The sequence below is a fragment of the Veillonella sp. Ser01 genome (genome assembly GCF_053850375.1).
This window is the reverse complement of the sequence record NZ_JBSPUA010000004.1, coordinates 35,836-54,496: the sequence shown is the minus strand read 5'-3', so window position 1 is coordinate 54,496 and position 18,661 is coordinate 35,836. Positions and strand designations below refer to the sequence as shown.

The 18,661-nt window shown below is 39.0% G+C and carries 15 protein-coding genes; all 15 read right to left on the bottom strand.

From position 1 onward, the window contains the following. Positions 1-20: 20 nt before the first annotated feature. The 15 genes from ACWTVK_RS07875 to dusB all read right to left on the bottom strand — a co-directional run bounded on the left by ACWTVK_RS07875 (position 21) and on the right by dusB (position 18,627). Entirely contained in the window at positions 21-782 is a 762-nt protein-coding gene (locus ACWTVK_RS07875; protein ID WP_119206302.1) for an MlaE family ABC transporter permease, read from the bottom strand. 31 nt (positions 783-813) lie between these two features. Further along, positions 814-2,796 carry a SpoIVB peptidase S55 domain-containing protein gene (locus tag ACWTVK_RS07870; protein ID WP_456046484.1) on the bottom strand — a complete coding sequence of 661 codons (1,983 nt, stop codon included), beginning with the start codon at positions 2,794-2,796 and terminating at the stop codon, positions 814-816. A gap of 12 nt (positions 2,797-2,808) precedes the next feature. Next, a complete protein-coding gene (locus tag ACWTVK_RS07865; protein WP_005387253.1) occupies positions 2,809-3,093 on the bottom strand; it encodes a biotin/lipoyl-containing protein in 285 nt (94 codons plus the stop codon). 88 nt (positions 3,094-3,181) lie between these two features. Beyond that, positions 3,182-4,525, bottom strand: a complete 1,344-nt coding sequence (locus ACWTVK_RS07860) for a phosphodiester glycosidase family protein (RefSeq protein WP_456046483.1) — start codon at positions 4,523-4,525, stop codon at positions 3,182-3,184. A gap of 215 nt (positions 4,526-4,740) precedes the next feature. Next, positions 4,741-6,126 carry a rod shape-determining protein gene (mreB, locus tag ACWTVK_RS07855; protein ID WP_060924957.1) on the bottom strand — a complete coding sequence of 462 codons (1,386 nt, stop codon included), beginning with the start codon at positions 6,124-6,126 and terminating at the stop codon, positions 4,741-4,743. Beyond that, positions 6,107-7,372: a UDP-N-acetylglucosamine 1-carboxyvinyltransferase gene (gene murA, locus ACWTVK_RS07850; RefSeq protein ID WP_105086170.1), complete on the bottom strand. Its 1,266-nt coding sequence runs from the start codon at positions 7,370-7,372 to the stop codon at positions 6,107-6,109. Before murA ends, mreB begins: the two co-directional genes overlap by 20 nt. A 223-nt stretch (positions 7,373-7,595) precedes the next feature. Then, positions 7,596-8,558 carry a class II fructose-bisphosphatase gene (gene glpX / locus ACWTVK_RS07845; protein ID WP_105086169.1) on the bottom strand — a complete coding sequence of 321 codons (963 nt, stop codon included), beginning with the start codon at positions 8,556-8,558 and terminating at the stop codon, positions 7,596-7,598. 66 nt (positions 8,559-8,624) lie between these two features. Then, positions 8,625-9,269 (bottom strand): fructose-6-phosphate aldolase, encoded by a 645-nt coding sequence (gene fsa / locus ACWTVK_RS07840; RefSeq protein WP_105090294.1) that lies wholly within the window; start codon positions 9,267-9,269, stop codon positions 8,625-8,627. 13 nt (positions 9,270-9,282) lie between these two features. Beyond that, entirely contained in the window at positions 9,283-10,563 is a 1,281-nt protein-coding gene (gene serS, locus ACWTVK_RS07835; protein WP_105086167.1) for a serine--tRNA ligase, read from the bottom strand. 124 nt (positions 10,564-10,687) lie between these two features. Then, on the bottom strand, positions 10,688-11,641 hold the full coding sequence (locus ACWTVK_RS07830; RefSeq protein ID WP_195186366.1) for a cation diffusion facilitator family transporter: 954 nt from the start codon (positions 11,639-11,641) through the stop codon (positions 10,688-10,690). Between the two features lie 166 nt (positions 11,642-11,807). After that, entirely contained in the window at positions 11,808-13,088 is a 1,281-nt protein-coding gene (guaD, locus tag ACWTVK_RS07825) for a guanine deaminase (RefSeq protein ID WP_456046482.1), read from the bottom strand. 62 nt (positions 13,089-13,150) lie between these two features. Beyond that, positions 13,151-15,319: an ornithine decarboxylase gene (gene speC, locus ACWTVK_RS07820; protein ID WP_456046481.1), complete on the bottom strand. Its 2,169-nt coding sequence runs from the start codon at positions 15,317-15,319 to the stop codon at positions 13,151-13,153. Positions 15,320-15,487: 168 nt separating this feature from the next. Beyond that, on the bottom strand, positions 15,488-17,011 hold the full coding sequence (lysS, locus tag ACWTVK_RS07815) for a lysine--tRNA ligase (protein ID WP_178885356.1): 1,524 nt from the start codon (positions 17,009-17,011) through the stop codon (positions 15,488-15,490). Positions 17,012-17,040: 29 nt separating this feature from the next. Then, positions 17,041-17,514 carry a transcription elongation factor GreA gene (gene greA, locus ACWTVK_RS07810; protein ID WP_105086162.1) on the bottom strand — a complete coding sequence of 158 codons (474 nt, stop codon included), beginning with the start codon at positions 17,512-17,514 and terminating at the stop codon, positions 17,041-17,043. A 126-nt stretch (positions 17,515-17,640) separates the two neighbouring features. Then, positions 17,641-18,627 carry a tRNA dihydrouridine synthase DusB gene (gene dusB, locus ACWTVK_RS07805; RefSeq protein WP_456046480.1) on the bottom strand — a complete coding sequence of 329 codons (987 nt, stop codon included), beginning with the start codon at positions 18,625-18,627 and terminating at the stop codon, positions 17,641-17,643. Positions 18,628-18,661 lie beyond the last annotated feature (34 nt).

Here is an 18,661-nt window from a genome sequence, read left to right as displayed (position 1 = left end):
AAATCCCTCTAATGTATCTACTAATATAACAAGGTAGATAAAAAGTAATTTAATACAAATACTAAAATAATACTAGTTACTACAGAACTAGTTGTGGAGAAGCCAACCGCTTCAGCGCCCATTTTAGTTTCCATCCCTTTGTAAGCACCTACCAATGCAATGACAGCACCAAATACGCTAGATTTCAAAAGACCTAGTGTAAAGTCTGAAATGGTAGAAAACATTTGAATAGAATCTAAATAAGTACTTGGCGCCAGACCTTTGATAGCAGTAGCTACAAAGTAACCACCTGCAATACCAATGACTACACCATAAAATGCCAAAATAGGCACCATAATCATACATGCTACTACACGAGGTACCACGAGATAACCAACAGGATCGACAGCCATAACACGTAGCGCATCAATTTGTTCAGTTACCTTCATTGTACCAATTTCAGCTGTGATAGCGGCGCCAACACGGCCGGCCAGTACAACCCCTACTAAAATAGGCCCTAACTCACGTCCCATAGCAACAGCCATAAGACCACCCACAGTACTTTGAGCTCCATATGTAATTAATACATCTGTAATCTGTAAGGTCATAACCGCCCCTGCAAATAGTAGCGTTAAGCTAATAATCGGCAATGAATCTACACCTAAGTGAGCCATCTGCTGGAATACATGCCACAGATTAATCATTTTCAGTTGTTTTATTGTTTGCCACACTAATAATGTAGCACTACCCATCTGTGATAGGCCGTGTATTACAACACGACCTATCGATTCAAGCCAATTCAACAGTCTAGCCCTTTCCCCTTACATTTTCAGCTTACTCAGCTGAATTAGTATCATTTACTTTAGATTCATCCTTTTTATCAGGTGTTTTTGTGTCTTTTTTATCAGACTTTTTCACATCTTTTTTACTGGATTTATCCTTTTTTGATTGGTCTTCCAACTCTAATTTATGTTCCATCTTGATTTGATTTTTAGCTTCTTTTATGCGTTTAGCTAGTGCTTTATCACGATCAGCTGGCTTCATAACATGAATTGTAAATTGACCATCACCTTGAACGATGTACTCTGTATCAATAGCAGTCTTTTCGATTTGATCGTCATCATCCTTATTGGAACTCAAATCTTCTTGACCAGTTTTTTTCTTTACATCCCCTGGCGTAGGTTTTGATTCTACATCTTTAAGTTTCGCTTTTTTAACAGATTTGGAACCATCTTCATCAACAAGGCTAATGCCATCTTCTAAAAACTCTACAACGATTTGATTATTCGTATCAGTCTTTTGAATTTCATCATAAAGCTCATCAAAATCTTTATGAACTTTTAATCGACGTAAGATTTCATCAGTTAAATTGTATTTTTGTTTTTCTAATACATAAGGTAATGGGATTTCACCGCCCCCACGCACCTCTAAGGTATACTGACCAACAGCTTGATTTTCAGGAACTTTAAAGAAGATTTGTTTAACAACCTTCTCCCCGCGGAATGGCTCCAACGTTACATCTACAACGATTGTATCCCCAGGAGAAACAATGGTAGAAGATGCAGACGCATCAATAAGCTTCGCAGTTTTCTTATCTTGTGTTACTTCAGTTTCTACAGAGATATCAGAGATTTCATAATTAATGAATCGGTTATTCATAAGAACATCGATAACATTGTAGAACTCATCAACAGCCTTCTCTGAGATAGAGTCAGAACTATAGAACATATTAGTTCGTGTCAATGGTTTATGTTCTTTACCTCTTGGAGTAATAGTATAAGAAATTGTAGCTGTACCAGCGCCACTACGATCTAATGTTTTATTCAACATATTATATAGAGATGTAGCCGCTAAGGTCGGTGTCATTTCACTATCTTCAATGACCTTAACAGAGCTAGTCTTATCACGCCCCATATCAAGGTCTTTCAAATGGAAGCGCATAGGAATGCCTGGAGAGATCACTCCAGATACGCCAGCAATACCAGCACCTCTATCTTCAGTTACTGAGCCTACTTCCTTGCCCATAGAGCCTAATTTGAAAGCAGCATCATAACTTTTAACTACCGTAAAGATACTTGCATTATGCATAAAGTAGTTTGAAGAGCCATGTTTCAAGAATGGATGACCAAAGGCAACAATCTTTTCACCATCTACATAGGTAACAGTACCAATAGCCCCTAATTTAAGATCTCCATCAACTAATAATGCTGCTACAGATCCACCAGCCTCTAATGGTTTTGCAGTTTCATCACCACTAGCGCTAGCAGTATCATAAGTTTCATATTTATATTGTGGCAACTTGGATTTGAAGTAATCCATGGACGCTGCATCAAAGCCATAAGCCATAAGTGGGGTTCCAAGAGGAATCAATTGTTTATCGTCCCATGGTCTCGATAGATTCTTCTCATATGGAATATTCCATAACTTCACCATATCTTCAATAGGGGTAATCATCCCGATCGTACCGTCTGCAAAGCCCCATCCATAGGCAACAGCACCAACGAGCTTGCCATTTATATATACAGGACTACCACTCATGCCATGAGCAATGCCTCCAGTTTTTTCCATAACAGGACCAGAGAACTTTGCCAAAATAAGATGACCAGATGGCCCCTTATCCTTCATGACACCCAGTACCTTTACATCAAAGGTCGAAATAGTATCTCCTACAATTACAGTTTTTGCAATACCTTCCATACCTGTAGTTACATCATTGACAGGCATGAAATCAACAGCCTGTGCAGCTGTAAGTGAAGTACAGAAGAAAAGCGCCAGTATCGCTTTTCTATACCGACGCCAAGAATGAGAAAACTTCATTCCTTCTCTCCTTTATTTACTTTCTACTGTGACAACGATTTGATCACGAGAAACGTCTGAACCCACTGTAACATTAACCGCCGTTACAGTACCAGTTACAGTAGATTTAGCAGCAGCCATAGGGCCAGCCAATGTCTCTACAGTTACCAATGTTTGACCTTCTGTTACAGCAGAGCCAACAGAAACTGTAGAAGCAACTTTACCTGTTAATACACTTTGGTATGATACAGGGGCCGCCATTACAGAGCTAACACTTAAAATGCCTAAAGCAGCTAAGGCCAACACTACTCTTTTCATAACGATCCCTCCTTTTACAAAATTAGTTATGTATTTATAGTATACTAAATTATTACTAATATTTCAAACAAAATTGTATGCAACGAATTCATTTTATAATTACAATATCCTCATAGGTCGTAGGATTTGGAGTAGCTTTATGTACATACGTATCATTAACCACTAAATCAACGCTACCTTGATTTGATAATTCAGCACCATCTACGACGCCTAGCTTAGCTAATAGTTTGGCCCCTTCTTGTTGTGTGACCCCTACGGATTGAAGGCCTGCTTTATCAACAGTGAGGACTACTAAATTATGATCTTTTGTAGTTCCTATGAAACTACGAGCTTTATTATGGGTCCCATCAGCACCTACATAATTGCCATTCTTCAATACCATAGTACCCGCTTGTAGCGCTGCACCACCAGTAGTGCTAACTTGTGCTAACTCCGGTCTATTTTGAATCGTAATCGGTGTGCCCACTTTTAATTTACGCAGTGCATCTCTTGATTCTCCATGCCCAGATAATACATATTGGTTTTCTCCAATTTTAGAATTTCCTTTTTGACCACTAACAACCTTGCCATTGGCTACCGTCACTTCATAGCCGAAATCATTAGTTTTTGTAGAAGGCCCATAAGCTGATGTATATAGAGTCAAGGCATTTTCTTTACGTCCTGTATTAACAGATGTAATTAGGAAGGTATCTTTTTGTGTTTTAGCTTGTAATAATGGTCTCTTTTCTTCAATAAAATATCCCCGATTTGGTGTATATCGCAAGGTGCCACGATTAGAAATACGCTCTAAATCAATCGTTCCATCACTAGCTACTGAATAAGGACGATCAAAACTTCCGCCCTTTACCTTTGCTCCAATGATGGCAGTATGTGATTGAATCACAGATGATAAGGTTTTTCCTTCTGGAACATGGGCTACTACCATAGGTGAATCATTATCAACAGATAACGCAAAGGCTTGAATCTTACCTTCTGCTACAGTGTTATTAATCTTGCTATACGTAACGGATTTATTTACATCTTTTGTTGTTTGTTGAGCATAGCTAGAAAATAAATCCACTACAATACGCGATGGCTTTTCCAATGTAAACTCATGGTGTTGTACATCCTTATTAGCCGTCAATGTTACTTGTAAAGCGCCATTAACAGGTTGCAAACCAATACCTTTTAAAACACCTGTTTTCGTGTTATTTTGAGCTACAGGTCCAGTCAATCCATTTGTGGTTCCACCTAGGTTAAGGGTAAGAGCATGTGTGGACTCATTATAAGATTTAGTCCAAGATACAGGCATTTCAGACACATCTAATACGATTCGACTTGTACCTTCGTGATTAGATACACGTACGCCGGTTAAATTTCCAGCTTCCGCATAAGGTATTGTACTGCCTAGAAAGCCTAACACAGCAAAAGTCATATATAAATATCGTTTCATTTACAATTCCTCTATAGCGACAACCCATATTGATAGATTTATATTCATACATCAATTTTATGCAATATACTTTTACTATAGTATACATCATATAGATAAAAATTACAAAAAGGATGCACTAAAAAAGAAGTTACTATCTACGGTCATTCCATTTTTCAATGGCCTATCTATAAATAGTAACTTCTCCAAATTTTACATTATTTCAATGAAATATTTTATTGTAATTCATCCAATGTATCACGCAATTGTGACATTTCATCAAGAGCTTTTGCAACCCCTTTGATAACAGCATATCGCGGAGACTCTACCAAATAAGATGCAATACCAACAGAACGTGTAATAACACGATCTAAACCATCGATGAGAGCACCGCCACCTGTCAGAATGATACCATGATCATTAATGGCTGCTACAAGTTCTGGAGGCGTTTTTTCTAAAATCGATTTAATGCCTTCTAGAATATTCATCACTTGCGCCTCTAAGGCACGTTGAATTTCTAAGGAATTAACAGCAACCATCTTAGGCAGTCCAGAGCTGGCATCACGCCCTCTAACCTCTATAGTTCGTTCTTTAGCTCGTCGATCTACGGTACCAACAGAAATCTTTATCTTTTCTGCTGTTAAAGGTCCAATAACAAGTCGCTTCTTACGACGTATATAGCGAATAATAGATTCATTGAAGGAATCTCCCCCAATACGAAGGGATTCACTCACAACAACGCCAGTATCACAAAGAACGGCAATATCAGTAGTACCGCCACCTACATCGACAACCATAGCTCCAACTTGGTCAGCATCATTGAGGCCTGTACCCATAGCTGCTGCTAATGGTTCCTCTATAAGAACAGTCTTTTTAGCGCCTGTTCTAAGTAAAGCCTCTAAAATAGCACGTTTTTCAACAGGCGTAATTCCAGATGGCACACATACGATAATACGCGTTTTCATCAATCTAGAAGCAGGCACAACGGAACGAATAAAGTATTTTAACATAAATTCGGTCATATCGTAATCTGCGATAACACCCGCTTGAACAGGACGAATAACAGATATGCCTTTAGGTGTACGCCCAACCATAGAACGTGCAGCTTCACCTAACGCGAGAATATCTCCAGTTTTATCATCACGCGCAATATAGGCAGGCTCATCTAAGACTAGCCCTTTCCCTTTAGCAAAGATAAGAATATTGGCAGTTCCCAAATCTATACCTAAGTCAAAATTCAATGAACGATTCAATCGTCCCATTAAATCGCCTACTTGTTCAGGACGAACTAATCGCTTTAATGTCATAGCAGGTGTAGTTTTCGCTATGGCAACAGTTTCGCGATTACGACGCTCAACACGGCGCATTTTGGTGACTTTAACCATTGCTTCGCGCATATTGGAAGCCAAATGGCTAGCTTGCTTAGCTACGCCCTCTGAAAGCTTCGTAGACTTGCGTTTAGTCCTTCGTAATGGTTTACGGTTAGAACTAGTTTTAGCATTTTCAACCTTTGCAGCACCTAAGTTTTGTTGCTCGTTGTATAAAGCCGGCCCTTTTGAGCGCCGGCTTCGTTTCTTTTTATTCTGTTTTGGCTCTGTACTTTTATTCGTCAACCCGAACAATATCAGCACCTAACCTTTGCAATTTACCTACGAAATCATCATAACCACGATCGATATGATGTAGACGACCTACTTCAGTTCTACCTTCTGCAGTCAACGCAGCACAAACAAGAGCCGCACCTGCACGCAAGTCTGTAGCATTAACTACAGCACCATGTAAGCGTGGCATACCTTCTACAATCGCTTGACGGTTGTCGATATCGATATGGGCACCCATTTTGCGAAGTTCCGCAACGTGCATGAAGCGATTTTCAAATACAGTTTCTGTTACAGTACTTGTACCTTCAGCGATTGTAGTAAGCGCCATAAATTGAGCTTGCATATCTGTTGGGAAACCTGGGTATGGTAATGTTTTAATATCAACAGCTTTAATGCCTTTGCCAGTACTGATAACGCGAATACCATCAATTTCTTCCTCTACAGTAACGCCAGCTTCTTTTAACTTAGCTACTACTGGTTTCAAATGTTCTGGCAATGCATTTTCTACAAATACGTCACCACCAGCCATAGCAGCAGCAATCAAATATGTACCAGCTTCGATACGGTCAGGAATAACCGTATGAATCGCACCATGTAATTGAGGCACACCTTCAATGCGGATTACATTTGTACCAGCACCGCGAATATTAGCGCCCATTGCATTCAAGAATGTTGCTAAATCAACGATCTCAGGTTCTTCCGCAGCATTTTCGATAACAGTTTTACCTTCCGCCATGGAAGCTGCCATAATTACATTTTCTGTAGCCCCTACACTTGGGAAATCCAAGTAAATTTGAGTGCCTTTAAGGCCTTCTGGAGCATGAGCATATACATAATCTTCAGTAATTTCAATTTTAGCACCTAGTGCTTCGAATGCTTTTAGGTGAAGATCGATAGGACGGGCACCAATCGCACAACCACCTGGCATGGAGATTTTAGCCTCCCCTTTGCGCGCTAAAAGTGGCCCCATTACGAGGAAAGATGCACGCATTTTTCGTACAAGCTCATAAGGAGCTTCCGTAGCAGTCAATGTAGACGCATCGAAGATAATTTCATCATCTGCTTTATTACGAGTAATTTTAACCCCCAAAGACTCGATAACTTGGCAAATTGTACCTACATCTTCCAAATTTGGAATTTCAAGTAATTTACTAGGTGTTGATGCTAGCAAAGTACCGGCAATAATAGGGAGTACCGCATTTTTAGCACTACTAACACGTACACGGCCTTCCAACCGGTTGCCACCTTGAATGATTAGCTTTTCCAACAGAATTCCTCCTACACTTTATATCGATCATCTTGTATGAACTACAAGACGTTGTATTTATAACGTCATATACTAAATGTTATTATACTATTTTTCGATATATCTCATCAAGAGACTGTGAGAAAATACTGAGAAAAAAAGCCCCTCATTTTTGATATGTACCCCCTTTACTGGACAACCAGTAAAAATGGGGAGGACATATCAATTTTGAGGGGCTTAATTATTATTTTGCTTTTAAGGATTTTAGCTTCTCATCCATATGCACTGTATCTAAGAAACGAACAGTACCTGTTTTAGAACGCATTACGATAGTATGTGTACGCGCACCACCTGGGAAGTATTGAATAGCATTCAATAAGTTACCGCGAGTAATAGCAGTAGCCGCAAAGATAACATCATCTGTACGAACTAAATCATCCAATGTAAGTACTTGATTTACATCGGTAATACCCATTTCATGACAACGACGAATTTCTTCTTCTGTTTCTGGTTTCAAGCGCGCTTGCATATCGCCACCTACGCATTTTAAAGCTGCTGCAGCCAATACGCCTTCTGGTGCACCACCAGTACCAACAACCATGTGCACACCAGAACCTTCGATACAACATTCCATAGCTGGGTTAACATCGCCATCAGAAATTAACATAATACGTGCACCAAGATCACGCGCTTCTTTCATCAAACCATAATGACGCTCACGATCAAGCATTACAAGTGTAATTTCATCAACATTGCGATTCATTTTTGCAGCTACATTTTTAATATTTTCTGTTAAAGATTTTGTAATATCGATAGCACCTGCACCACGAGGACCAACACAAAGTTTTTCCATGTACATATCTGGTGCATGTAACAAGCCACCTTTTTCAGCAATAGCCATAACTGCAATCGCACCATTTTGGCCTTTTGCAATCAAGTTTGTGCCTTCAATAGGGTCAACTGCAATGTCTACTTCTGGGCCACCCGCACCTACATGTTCACCAATGTAAAGCATAGGTGCTTCATCAATTTCCCCTTCGCCGATAACAACTGTACCAGAAATACGAACAGAGTCAAATGCTTGACGCATTGCATCTACAGCAAGACCATCAGCTGCATCCTTTTGACCGCGACCAAGTAAACGTCCGCTGCGCAAAGCAGCCGCTTCAACGACACGAGCAAATTCCAAAGATAATGTACGATCCATAATAGGCCTCCTTATAAGTCCTGTGTGTATTGTAATATGGCCCTTACATCGAGCCGAATACTTAACTTATTGATTAGCTTGTTTCCAATCTGCCATAAACTTTTCAAGCCCTGCATCTGTTAGTGGATGTTTCATAGCTTGCATAAGCACTTTAAATGGCACAGTTGCAATATGAGCACCAGCTTTTGCACATTGAATGATATGCAATGGTGTTCTCACACTAGCCGCAATAATTTCAGTTTCAATGCCATGAATAGCAAATATATCTGCAATATCTTGAATCAATGTAAGGCCATCCATACTGATATCATCAATACGGCCAACAAATGGGCTCACATAGGTAGCACCTGCACGAGCTGCTAATAAAGCTTGGTTGGCAGAGAAGATTAAAGTTACATTAGTTTTAATGCCTTCTTTGCTTAAAACTGCAACAGCTTTAAGACCTTCTGGAGTCATAGGCACTTTGATAACTACATTAGAGCCTAATTTTACAAGCTCATGAGCTTCCGCAATCATACCTTCTGCATCAGAAGCAATAACCTCTGCACTCACAGGGCCCTCTACCAAATTAGCGATTTCAGAAATAACTTGTTTTAAATCGCGTTTAGCTTTCACGATAAGGGATGGATTAGTAGTAACACCATCGATAAAACCAAAAGCATACGCCTCTTTAATCTCATCAAATTCTGCTGTATCAATAAAGAACTTCATAGAATGCCCCCTCTTATTTTCCAGCCTTAATTACTTCTACGCCACCCATGTAAGGTACAAGCACTTTAGGAATCACAACAGAGCCATCAGCTTGTTGATAGTTTTCCAAGATAGCTGCTACTGTACGACCTACAGCAAGACCAGAGCCATTTAATGTATGAACGAATTCTGGTTTACCTTTAGGTCCACGACGGAATTTAATGTTTGCACGACGAGCTTGGAAATCAGTCATATTAGAGCAGGAAGAAATCTCTCTATACTTGCCTTGAGCTGGCATCCATACTTCTACATCATATGTTTTTGCAGAACCAAAGCCAATATCACCTGTACAAAGTGTAATTACACGGAATGGTAATTCTAATAAGCGCAATACTTCTTCTGCATTATCAGTCAATGTTTCTAATTCTTTGTAAGAATCTTCAGGTTTAGCTAATTTAACCATTTCAACTTTGTTGAATTGATGTTGACGGATAAGACCACGAGTATCACGACCTGCAGAGCCTGCTTCAGCACGGAAGCATGCAGTAAATGCAGTATAATATTTTGGCAATTCCTCTTCGCTCAAGATTTCGCCACTGTGATAGTTAGTCAATGTAACCTCTGCGGTAGGAATCAAGAAATATTCAGTATCTTCTACATGGTACATATCTTCAGCAAATTTAGGTAATTGACCAGTACCTGTCAAAGTTTCACGCGTTACCATGTATGGAGTCATCATTTCAGTGTAGCCTTGTTTATCTACATGAAGATCAACCATGAAGTTAATGAGAGCACGTTCTAAACGAGCACCCAAACCTTTATATACAGTGAAACGAGCACCGCTCATTTTACCAGCGCGATTGAAATCAAGAATGTCGAGATTTTCACCTAAATCCCAATGAGCTTGTACATCAAAGTCGAATTGACGTGGTTCGCCCCATTTGCGTTGTTCTACATTTTCATCTTCATCAGCACCAACAGGAACAGATGCATCGCACATGTTTGGTAACATCAATGCCGCGTCACGTAATTTTGCTTCTACATCGCGAATACGATTATCAAGCTCAGCAATATCATCGCCTACTTTTTTCATTTCTGCGATTTTATCATCCGCATTTTCTTTATTGCGTTTTAATTGGCTAATTTCTTCAGTTACAGAGTTGCGAAGAGCTTTTAACTCCTCAACTTTACCAATCAACTGACGGCGTTCATCATAAGCGGATACAAAGGTTTCCAAATCGCCTTTCGTGTGACGATTATCTAAGTTTTGTTGCACTAAATCAATATTTTCACGGACAAATTTCAAGTCTAACATACTATGAACCTCATCTTCCAACTATGCTACGAACAATATATTCAATACGTTTAAGTATACCATATATCGGTGTATTTATCATTAAATTATAAGATATCTACTAGTTTTGTCGTTAATTTTTATACTATTCATCATCATCTTCCTCTAGTAAATAATCTTTTGCCATCCATTTTCGGGTGCCGGTGAAAGAAATGGTAACCCATTTTTCCGTTGGATTCCCTCCGATTTCTTGGTCAATTTCATTGCGAATCGCATCGATTTCAGCAATCGTTTGATACGGAAAATTCTTGCGAACTAAAATATCAATCTCAATAATTCGAGTGTTGCCATATACTTGTACGCTAGAAACATAATCCTTGAAATTGTACTTTTCCATAAAACGATCCATAATTTCCTGCACTTCATTATGTAATGAAGTTGGTGCCCACCCCAACACTTGTTTTACAGATGGGATGATAATGCGGAACGCAGACGGTATCATTTGCACCGCTAATACAACGAGAACAATGGGGTCAATATAAGCTGCCCAATCAGCATATTCAGTTCCTTCTAACATGATAGCTACGACGAAACTGATTAAGATAGCTGCTTCTAACAAAGCATCTACATACCAACTTACATTATCAAATTTGATTAAGTTGGACTGCAGACTCTTATTAATGCGACGCACATATAAGTAATATATTGTGTCCGCCACTGTAAAGAAGATAGCATAATAAATAGCGGGTCCAAAATCTACATGACGACCACCCGATATAAGATCTGTAATACCACTAGATAAGGCATAGATTACAATTAGTAATATAAAAAATCCTTCTACGGCCAATACTAAAGGTTCAAACTGCCAATATCCAAACTGAAAACGCTTACTCGTTTCACGCGCTATTAATTTGGCTGTCATTAACATCATGATTTTAATAACAACATCGACAAAGGAAAATACACCATCTAATAAGACCGCACTAGAACCCGTCACAATCCCCATTATAGTACCGCTTACCGCTACTAGAGCCATCAGGCCAACGGATTGCATAAGTAACTTCTGCTCTATAGAGCGCCTTGCCCCTAATATATCCATCAAGTACCCCACTTTCTTAATTTATACATTATTTTATTATACACCAAGGGTATTGATACGCAATATGAGGCCAAATCAAAACGGGTAGTTTGCCTTATATACAAACTACCTGTTATAAATACTATTTAATTCTATTTTGTATTCCCATGCTATTACATATCACATATTAACCTTGAGGATTAGGTACTATATGGCCGGCTACATAGCGCTCAACAATATGTCGGTCATCACCAACATATAACCAACGCTCTAATCGTTCTTCTAAGGTACGTTCATTAGGATCAAATAGTGATGTATCGTCAATGACAAGGGCATCTAGTTCACAACCTTTTTCAAAGCTACCAACCTTACCAAAGAACTTGCCGCCGCCCTTTGTAGCCATATAGAAAGCTTCACTTAATGCAAGGGGCGCATATGTTTGATCGACTTCTACCCATTTCATTTTTGATAATCCAATGGCTTCCGTAAGAACTTTTGCCATCGATACAATATGACCACCAGAGATATCTGAGCCCAAACCAATCGGTATATTCCATTTCATTAGCTTACGAATCGGTGCAATACCACTTGATAGGTTTACATTGGAATATGGACAATGCGATACCATAGTTTGAGTTTCTGCCATACGATCCATTTCTACATCGCTTAAATGAATGCAATGAGCCATCACTGTCGGTACCTGTCCCATTAAGCGATGTTCATAGTACACATCTGTATAATTTGGTGACTCTGGATGTAATGATGCAACCCAATCAATTTCACCGTGATTTTCGGACAAGTGAGATTGAATTGGTACATTATATTCTTCTGCTAATTTCCCTAATCCACTCATTAATTCGCTTGTACAAGATGGTACAAATCTAGGTGTAATAATTGGTTTAACCAATGGACCAAACTGCGATGATGCATCCAGCCATTCTTTTGTATCAATCAAGGACTGTTGTGTTTTCTCAATCAAGAATTCTGGACTATTACGATCCATATTTACCTTACCTACATAGGCCGATAGTCCTGCTTTTTGTAAAAGCTCCATCAATACTAATGTGCTTTCTTTATGGATAGTACCAAATAGTATACTTCTAGTAGTCCCATTGCGCCATAAATCCTGCACAAAGGAGCCATATACTAACCGTGCATAATCTGAATCACTAAACTTTGCCTCTTCAGGAAATGTATAGGTTTCTAACCAAGGCAGTAATTCTTTGTCCATGCCAAGGCCACGGTTACAATATTGCGGAGCGTGAGCATGTGTGTCTACAAAGCCTGGAATGATGAGATTATCACCATAATCAGTAACCTCGCAATCTACATAGGCTGGTGGAATACTTTCACCACAATATACGACCACGCCATCAACGGCAATGATATATCCATGTGGAATAGATATAAACTCTGAAGGCCGCGGTGTATATAATATATTTCCTTTTAAAATAAGTGTCGAATTCATATAACCTCCTCGCGTGATGAGAGCCCTAAAGCACTATGCTCGAATAACACGCTAGATTTTCTTTAATATTCTTTTTTCAATACATAGCCATAGGCTTGTTTATATCCATTTGATTGTTCCGTAATGTATACACCTTGTATTTCCGGCGCAAAACCAGGCAGTTGATTAATACCTTCTTCTAAGGCTAAGAAATAGTCACACGCAGTCTTGGACCAACGCTCCCCTGGCTGCACACATATTACACCTGGCGGATACGGAAGAGCTCCTTCAAGGGCAATACGCCCTTTTGCCTCACATAGAGGGACTAATTCTCCTTTGTTACGTTGGAACTCAAAGTTAGCTTCTTGTGGATTCATTACAAAGTCAGGGAAGTATTCACCCAAGAATAATCGCTGTTGCAAAAGACTTATATTTCTAGACTTATAAAAGTCATGCATTTCTTGGCATAACTGACGAATGTGGTAGCCTTTATATTTGTCTATATGACTATAGTAAATCGATGGCAATACCTCTTCCATCGGTACATCGCGATCTATGAGTTCTTCAAACCGAACGAGCTCCGCCACTAGCGCATCCATCTTATGCTTAGATTCTGCTGGTGTCATGAGGAATAAGATTGTATTTAAATCACATTTTTCAGGAATAATTCGATTTTCTCGTAAATAATTAGCAAGAATATTCGCAGGGATGCCAAACTCTTCATATTCTCCAGTTTCCACATCGATTCCCGGTGTAATCAGTTGAAATTTACATGGATCAATAAAATACTGTCCTTCACCATAGCCGTTAAAAGAATGCCACTTGGCTTCTGGCTCAAAAGCAAAATATTTTACATCACAAGCCATCTCATGGGTATTTCCCTCTTTCCATGGTTTACCATGAACAATTGGAGGTACTAAGGGGCGTAAATATTTACATTGTTTCAATACGGCTTTACGCGCATCAATAGCTACCTCAACACATTCACGCCATAATGTTTGTCCTAACTGGCCTTCATGAATTTTCGCATTAACATCAAGCGATGCAAATAATGGATAAAATGGAGATGTAGATGCATGCATCATAAAAGAGTTATTAAAACGTTTATGATCCACATAGCGTTCTTGTCCCTTTATATGACTGTCTTTTTTATGAATTTGGGATGTTTGTGAAAAGCCAGCTTGTTGCTTATGTACTGATTGAGTAACTAAAATGCCAGGGTCATTTGGGCCCAATTCTAACAACAATGGACTACAGTCTTTCATCATAGGAATAAACTGTTCATACCCAACCCAAGCAGAATCAAAGAAAATATAGTCGCAAAGATGGCCTATTTTATCTACTACTTGCCGCGCATTATAAATTGTACCATCATAGGTTCCTAGTTGAATAACTGCTAATCGAATAGGACGTTTTGCATTTGCTTTTTCAGGTGATTTTTCTGCCACTAATTGACGTATATAACTTTCATCAAAACAATGATCTAAAATACCGCCAATGGAGCCAAAGGGATTACGTGCTGTTTCAAGATATATAGGCGTAGCACCAGACATAACGAGGCCACCATGGCAGATAGATTTATGATTATTACGATCATATAAAATAATATCCCCCGGTGTTAAAAGAGCATTAAGCACTACCTTATTCGCAGAAGATGTACCATTCAATACAAAATAGGTTTTATCCGCATTGTAGACCTTAGCTGCATGTGCTTGAGCATCATACGCATAGCCTTCATGAATTAAGAGATCCCCTAATTTTACATCTGCATTGCAAAGATCAGCTCTAAATATATTCTCTCCAAAGAAATTGTAAAAGGCACGACCCGTAGGATGTTTATAGAAGAATTGGCCCCCTTGATGACCTGGACAGTCAAACTGTGAATTTTCATCCCCTACATAATCAGATAAAGCCCTGAAAAATGGTGGTAAAATAGATGCTTCATAGTTTGCTACAACTTTCTCTATCTCTGATGTACAGTCGTCGATACTCATAGATAAGAGCTCTATAATGGACGTGATACGATTTCTATAAAGAGATATATCTTTAGATGCATCAAGTCTTAAGACAATAACAGGTATACCAAAGGAGCTAATTTGATTATTATTCACAAGATCTAGCTCACCATCATCGATAACAACGGCACCTATATCTGTAAAATCTGTTTCAAAAACGCCAACACATGTGCGTCCTGCTATGGATTTAATTTTGGATTGCACGGAATCAGATAAAGCAACCTTTAAATGTTTCACAGTCTTCTCCTTTCGTAACTAAATATCATAGTCAACATATACTTCAACAGCACATGTAGAATAAATATAATATTCATAGAATACAATAATCATAAAACATAATATTCGTATCATATGACGAATAAAAAAGCTCCCTACTCAAAGAATAGGGAGCCTTTTAGTTTTAGATTATTCAGCTGCTTCTTCTTCAGCTTCAATATGCTTAGGAGCTTCTGGTTTCATCAATGGGAATAACAATACATCGCGGATGGATGCAGAGTCTGTTAAGAACATAACAAGACGGTCAATACCAACACCTAAACCAGCTGTTGGAGGTAAACCGTATTCAAGAGCAGTAACGAAGTCTTCATCCATACGGTGAGCTTCATCATCACCAGCTTCACGTTCTTTCAATTGATCCAAGAAACGTTGTTTTTGATCGATTGGGTCATTTAACTCGGAGAAGCCATTTGCCAATTCACGGCCATAAATGAACGCTTCAAAACGTTCTGTAGCCAAAGGATTTTCACGACTTGCTTTAGCAAGTGGAGAAATTTCTTTTGGATGACCATATACGATAGTTGGTTGAATCAAGTTTTCTTCTACATAATCTTCGAAGCAAAGATTTAAGATTTTACCAATACCATCATTTTCTGTATATTCTACATTTAAGCGATCTGCAATAGCACGAGCTTCTTCTACAGTAGTAACTGCATCAAAGTCTTCACCAGTGTATTTTTTTACACCTTCAGCCATTGTGATACGATTCCAAGGTGGAGTCAAATTGATTTCTGTACCTTGGTATGTGATTTCTTGTGTACCTAGAACCTCTTGTGCACAGTAGGACACAAGATTCTCTGTTAAGCGAATAGCATCCTCAACATCGCCATAAGCTTGGTAAGATTCGATAGTAGTGAATTCTGGGTTATGACGGTTGTCGATACCTTCGTTACGGAAGCAACGGTTCATTTCGAATACGCGGTCCATACCACCAACGATCAAGCGTTTAAGGTATAATTCTGGTGCAATACGCATGTAAATATCGATATCAAGCGCATTGTGGTGAGTGATAAATGGACGAGCTGCAGCACCACCAGGGATAGCATGCATCATTGGTGTTTCTACTTCCATGAAACCATCGCGCATCATGTATTCGCGAATTTTAGCAACGATTTGGGAACGTTTTACAAATGTATCACGCACTTCAGGATTAACAATCAAATCAACATAACGTTGACGGTAACGAAGTTCTGTATCCTTTAAACCATGCCACTTTTCTGGTAATGGACGTAAAGATTTAGATAACAAAGTTAATTTGTTAACTTTAATTGTAACTTCACCTGTATGAGTTTTAAATACATGACCTTCTACACCGATGATATCACCGATATCAAGCATTTTTACGTATTTATAAGCCTCTTCGCCCAATACATCTTTACGGAAATATACTTGAATATCCCCAGATTTATCACGAACATTGGCAAATGCTGTTTTACCATGGGAACGGATTGTCATTAAGCGCCCTGCAATAACTACAGGTTGACCATCATATTTCAAGAAGAAGTCATCTTTAATTTCTTTTGCATTATCTTTTACAATAAAACGTTGACCAAATGGATAGATGCCATCCGCTTCGTATTCAGCCAATTTGTCGCGGCGAATTTGCATTTGCTCATTCAGCTCTTCTTGTACATTTTTAATTTCTTCACTCATGTTATCGCCTCTTCGTCAGTAAATGTAAATTATTGGATTGCTAACACTTTGAATGTAACAGGACCATCTGGTGTGGAAACTTCTACTTCATCACCTTTACGTTTGCCCAAAATAGCTTTACCTACAGGAGATTCGTTAGAGATACGATTGTTGAATGGATCCGCTTCAGAGGAACCAACGATAACATATTCTAATTCATCATTGTACATTGTATCTAGTACCGTTACTTTGCTACCTACGGATACAACATCACCTTTTACGGATTCGTCGATGATTTTCGCAGTGTTAATTTTATTTTCAAGCTCTACAATATGACCTTCGATGAAAGCTTGTTCATTTTTCGCATCATCATATTCAGAGTTTTCACTGATATCGCCATATTCAATAGCAGTCTTAATACGTTCAGACACTTCAATACGACGTACAGATTTATAATACGTTAATTCTTCTTCTAATTTCTTTAAACCTTCGGCGGTAAGTAATGTTTCTTTTACGTCTGCCATGGGTACCCCACTCTTTCTACATATAAATTAAATAAGAAAAAAGTGCCATAGTAAGATGACACCTTATCTTTTATTTCTAAATTATCTCAACCATTATATAAAAATACTGTACATTTGTCAATCTGACTACATTTCAGACAATATTTTACGGTATGATTCTAGCTCATTGTGAAAGCTTGTTACAGTATGAATTGTATTCACACGATTGCGCCAATATGCTGATTCAGGGAGGCCCTTCATATACCAGCCTGCATGAGTTCGTATTTCCTTAACGGCCATACTTTCACCCTTATATTGACATAAAAGATCAAAATGCTTTAATAACATGTCGAGACATTCAATATCGCTCGGCGCAGCCAATACTTCACCAGTCGCTAAATAGTGATGAATACGATTAAAGATCCATGGATTTCCCTGTGCACCACGGCCTACCATCACCGCATCACATCCTGTTTCATCGAGCATGCGCTTCGCATCCTCTGGTTCCACTATATCCCCATTGCCCATAACGGGTACAGACACAGCCTCTTTTACAGCCTTAATATAAGACCAATCAGCATGCCCACTGTACATTTGCTCCTTAGTACGGCCATGTACAGCAATAGCCGCCACACCTGTGGATTCGATACGCTTCGCAAAGTCCACAACATTGATGGAATCACTATCCCAACCAATGCGCATTTTCACCGTTACAGGCACATCCACAGCCTTAACCGCAGCCTCTGCTACGCGCGCGGCTAAGTCAGGATTCTTCATAAGTGCAGAGCCATCACCGGAGGAAACAACTTTTTTAACAGGACAGCCCATATTAATATCTACAATATCGGCACCTGCATCAGCTACTACCTTTGCGCCTAATGCAATTGCTTCTGGATTGGAACCAAAGATTTGCATAGATACAGGACGTTCTACCTCTTCAATACGCAACAATTCATGGGTGCGTTCATTTTTATATTTAATGCCCATGGCGCTAACCATTTCGGTGCAAACCAAGGCGGCCCCATGCTCTTTAGCAAGTAAGCGATAAGCAATATCGCTTACTCCTGCCATTGGCGCTAATATGGCTTGTCCATCAATTTTGACAGCTCCAATTTGCCATTGTTTATTATTCATATATATCCCCTAATAAAAAGGGTACAGCATAAGC